The organism is Pararhodobacter sp. SW119, assembly GCF_017811755.1.
Lineage (GTDB): Bacteria > Pseudomonadota > Alphaproteobacteria > Rhodobacterales > Rhodobacteraceae > Pararhodobacter.
Genome location: NZ_JADDJF010000110.1, coordinates 1 through 4,389, shown reverse-complemented (window position 1 = coordinate 4,389; position 4,389 = coordinate 1). Strand labels below are relative to the sequence as shown.

At 61.4% G+C, this 4,389-nt stretch carries 3 protein-coding genes and 1 pseudogene; 2 read left to right on the top strand and 2 right to left on the bottom strand.

The window, feature by feature from the left end; translation table 11 throughout:
• Positions 1-305: pseudogene (locus IM708_RS20430) on the bottom strand (hypothetical protein); the annotation flags it as partial.
• 229 nt (positions 306-534) lie between these two features.
• Here IM708_RS20430 and IM708_RS20425 point away from each other — a divergent pair.
• Both IM708_RS20425 and IM708_RS20420 read left to right on the top strand, forming a co-directional pair.
• Positions 535-2,142, top strand: a complete 1,608-nt coding sequence (locus IM708_RS20425) for a HAMP domain-containing sensor histidine kinase (RefSeq protein ID WP_209428401.1) — start codon at positions 535-537, stop codon at positions 2,140-2,142.
• Entirely contained in the window at positions 2,139-2,843 is a 705-nt protein-coding gene (locus IM708_RS20420; protein WP_209428400.1) for a response regulator transcription factor, read from the top strand. The genes IM708_RS20425 and IM708_RS20420 overlap by 4 nt, the downstream gene beginning before the upstream one ends.
• Positions 2,844-3,199: 356 nt before the next feature.
• Here IM708_RS20420 and IM708_RS20415 read toward each other — a convergent pair whose 3' ends face one another.
• Positions 3,200-4,141, bottom strand: a complete 942-nt coding sequence (locus IM708_RS20415; protein WP_209428399.1) for an acetamidase/formamidase family protein — start codon at positions 4,139-4,141, stop codon at positions 3,200-3,202.
• Between the last annotated feature and the right edge of the window lie 248 nt (positions 4,142-4,389).

The following is a 4,389-nucleotide window of genomic DNA, read 5'->3' as shown; positions in this document are numbered from 1 at the left end:
TCGACGCCGATGCTCAGCTCCCGCGAGCGGTAGGTCCCGTCCACCGCCTTGGCATAGGCAGGAAGACTGACACAGTCGACACCGTCCGGCATCGCGAAGGCGCCCGCCTCGTGCATCCCGGCGATGAGCAGTATGTCGGGGTTCTGACCGCACTCCTTCAGCGCGCTCGCCAGCAGCATGTTGCGCCGCAAGTGCCCGAAACCGAGCGTGTCATGGGAGTAAAGCACGACGCGGGGGGCCCGATCGGTAAGCAAACGTCGCATCCGAAGCGCGCCGGCCACCTGTGCGGAAACGTTGGTGTCCATTCTGCCCATTATTTGCTTCCCAGCTCCCATTCAAAACCGACGTGTCCCGGCCGGGTCATCAAGATGCGCAACGTGCCGGCTTCGCTCCGTTAAAGCTTGGGTACGGAAGCAAAGGTTTCAAATTAGAAGATCATTAGAGCCGCGTATCGGCGGTTTTTCGACCGCGGAGTTCGGGTAGACTGACAGGCAACCGGACCCCAAACCGGAAACATGCATCAGGTTCAGAGCGATGAGAATCCGAACGAAAATCCTGCTCAGCCATCTGGCAGTATTCACGGCTGTGACGCTTATCTGCGTTGCGATCGTCACCGGTCTGTCGTTCACCAAGAACGACCGCAGGCAACTTCACACATCTTATGAACAGCTGCGCAGCATCAATCTCGTCGCCGCCGATGCAAATCGCTACTCCGAGCAGATCGCGGAGATTTTCATTCTGGGAGGACAGGAAACCGACATCGTCGAGGCGCGTGACACGCTTTTGAGCCGCCTTAACGGGCATCGCGAACTGATCGACAAGGAGCATGCGCTTGCCGGTGAACCTGGTGCGTCCTGGGGAGGACTGGACCGCGTCGACGAGATGATCGACAAGGTCGCGCTGATCGATGCGGCCCGACAGCAGATCCAGAGCTATCTTTCCACGGGACGCCGCGCCGAGGCCGAACGATTGTTCAGTGACGATATCGAGCATCGCCTTGACCGATCGTTCGGACAACTCATCGAACAGGCCACCCGGCGTGAGCAGGAAGAGGTCGAAAATGCGCTGGCGAGTTCGGCGCGCTTGTCCGAACAATCCATCGTCCTCGCGATCGGACTCGTGGCGATCGTCGCGACGCTCAAACTTGGCAACGTGGTGATGCTAAATCGATCAATCATGCGCCCGATCGATATCCTACATGCCGGCGCCGAAGCGGTCGGTCGCGGCGATCTGGGCCACCGCGTACGGTATGATGCACCTGATGAACTGGGCGCTCTGGCGCGCAGCTTCAATGAAATGACGACCCAGATCGCCAAACAGCGCGACTCGCTGCTCCAGGCGAAGTCGACGCTCGCGGACCAGGTCGAGGCGCGCACCCAGGAGCTTCGCGAGCAATCCGAGAAGCTCGCCCGGACCAATGAAAGGCTGCGCGCTGTCGATGCAAGCCGCGCCAACTTCTTTGCCGACATCAGCCACGAACTGCGCACGCCCCTGACAATCCTTCGCGGTCAGGCCGAGGTCGCCCTGCGCGCCCCTGACCCGGACGTGGAGGCACTTCGGTCTACCCTCGGCGGCATCGTACACAAAAGCGAACAGTTGGCCCGGCTTGTCGATGACCTGTTGTTTCTCGCGCGATCGGAGGCTGGGTCGATCCTGGTCAGGCGCAATGAAGTGATCCTCCAGGACGTCATCGGTGACGTACTCATCGACGGCCAGAATCTGCCCAAGCGCGAAGGCGTCCGCATCAGGCCGAGCCAGCCTGAGGAGCCGGTCGTGGTTCTGGGTGATCCGGATCGGTTACGACAGGCGATCCTCATCGCGCTCGACAACGCGATACGGCTTGCGCCAGCGGGAACGACGGTCGAGTTGGAGGTGGTCCTCGCAAGCGAACAGGGCGTCGTGCGCATCCGAGACCAAAGCCCCGGCTTCACCAGTGAGGAACTCGGCAGCGCATTCACCCGCTTCTCCAGCGCCCGCCCGACGCGACCGCGGTCCGGACGTGGACTTGGACTTGGTCTGGGCCTGTCTATCGCCAAGTGGATCGTGGAACAGCACAACGGTGCGATACGGATTGAAAGCGCACCCGACCGGGGGGCCACAGTCGAAATCTCCTTTCCCCTTCTCACAAGAGCGGCTGCATGAAGTCGGATCGGCTGCTCATCGTCGAAGATGATGAGGAGATTGCGGCATTCCTGCACCAGGGACTGGCTGCCGAGGGTTACCTCGTCGATCTGTCCTCGGCCGGCGAGGGTGTGCTTGCGCGCGTGGCCGACGGAAGCTACCGGATGGTGATCCTCGACCGCATGCTACCGGATGCCGAAGGGGTGGACCTTTGCCGAAAGATTCGCGCGGCCGGAAGCAATACGATGATCATGATGCTCACGGCCAAGGATGCGCTTGCCGAGAAGCTCGAAGGGTTGGGCGCGGGCGCCGACGACTACATGACAAAGCCCTTTGCCTTCGAGGAGTTGCTTGCCCGCATCGAAGTCCTCCTGCGCCGGGCGCCTACCGGACCCGAATTGCAGCCGGAAATCGTGGTGGGCGATCTGCGTATCGACCCGGTTCGCAAAACGGCGAAGCGCGCAGGTCGCGACCTCGATCTGACTGCGACCGAGTTCGCGCTCCTTCACTTCCTCGCCGCGCGCGCCGACACCGTCCTGTCCCGTGTCGAAATTCTCAAGGGTGTCTGGGGGTACAGCTTCGATCCTCACACCAACATCGTCGAAGTCTACATTGCCTACCTGCGCCGAAAAGTGGAACAGGAAGGCGAGGAGAAGCTGATCCATACTCAGCGCGGTTTTGGCTATGTCCTTTCGAAGCCTCACGGCGCCGATACTGCGTGAATCCTTCGACGGCACTCGTGATCCTTCGCGTCTGATCGCTAAGTCCTACCAAGGCCGGCTGTAAGATGCGGCAGCTTGCCTGGCGAGCCTGAGTGATCTGTCCCAAACCAAGCTTTTCGCTGCCGCCCTGACGCCCGCTGATCGGGCTAAATCTGTCGTTGCTGCGATTTCAACGGCAGCAATCAAGCACTGCTGCGGGTGCAATGCGGCATCGGCATTCGTCGGCTCTCCGCCCCAGGTGTCGAATACTGCACTCGCGCACCCGTAGTTGTGACCGGTAGGAAAGAGGCTGCACGCTACGCTAATTTATCAACCAATGATCGCCGTCTTTACGGTCATCTTTGCTCCCTGGTCATTTAGCGGTCCAGCAGAGCCTTGTTCAGCACCATGTGCACGCCCTTGGTGCCATTGACGCATTGCGTAATTCGCAGGTCCGCGGCGAGCGAGCAAAGCATGTAGGCATCCTCGCGGCTCAATCCGCGGCGCTCGGTGACCCATTTGATCATGTCGCGCACGGCCCGCTCCGCGGCGCGGTCGAGGCTTTCGTGAAGGCCCATCGTGATCAGGTCATCCTGCGTTTCGCCACGTGGCCCGGCGAGCGTCATATCGCCCCGCGCGGTAAGCCGGAACGTGCCGGTCAGGGCTGTTTCGATCGCAGTCACGCAGACCTCGCCGTCGCCCTGCGCCGCGTGGCCGTCTCCGGCCGAAAACAGAGCGCCCTCGGCGAAAATGGGGAGATACAGCGTCGCGCCGGGACCGAGCATCTTGTTGTCAAGGTTGCCGCCATGAGCGCGAGGCTGGATCGTCGAGATCCGCCCCCAGCCCGGTGGCGGAGCGACCCCCATGACTCCAAAGAAAGGTGCCAGAGGCAGCGTCAGCCCCCAGGACAGGCGCGCCGACATCGCGTCGGTGTCGAGCGGGATGATCGTGGTCCGTCCGGTATCGAAATCCTCGGGCAGAGCACCTGCCAGCGGACGAATGATATTCCATCCCCAATCCTGTCGCAGTGAAACATCAAGGATGTCGACCTGCAAGACCATACCCGGCAGCGCCCCGCGGATTGCCACCGGCCCTGTCAGGATATGCCCCGGGAGCATCCGCTCCGCGCGGGCATGGATTTCGTGAATTTCGACCGGGACATGAAAGCCCGCATCCGCAGGTGGCAACTGCGCGATGGCGCCTGAAACCGTCTCGATGGTTACTGTTTCGCCGCTGGCAATCTCGAGGACCGGCGGCAAGGCGGCATCGAAATAGCCCCATGCGCAAGTCTCGAGGCTGGCTGTCAGGCGGTGGCTCATAGCTTGCGCTTTCAGAAGATCTGAGGCTTTCGGTTATGGCGTTGGCGGGTTCGATTGCAAGCGGTGAGGACTTGCTGCACGTACTCGGCCTCGGGCGCCACAGTCAATTTGGCATCGAAGCGGTCATGCGGGCGTACGTAAAGCGATCTACTGCAACCTGCTCTACTCACGACTTGTCCGACCCTTTGCGGATGAGGTGGATGGCCCCTGCTCCCCCGGCGTCGCGATGCGCCATAGTGCAGTTGTCA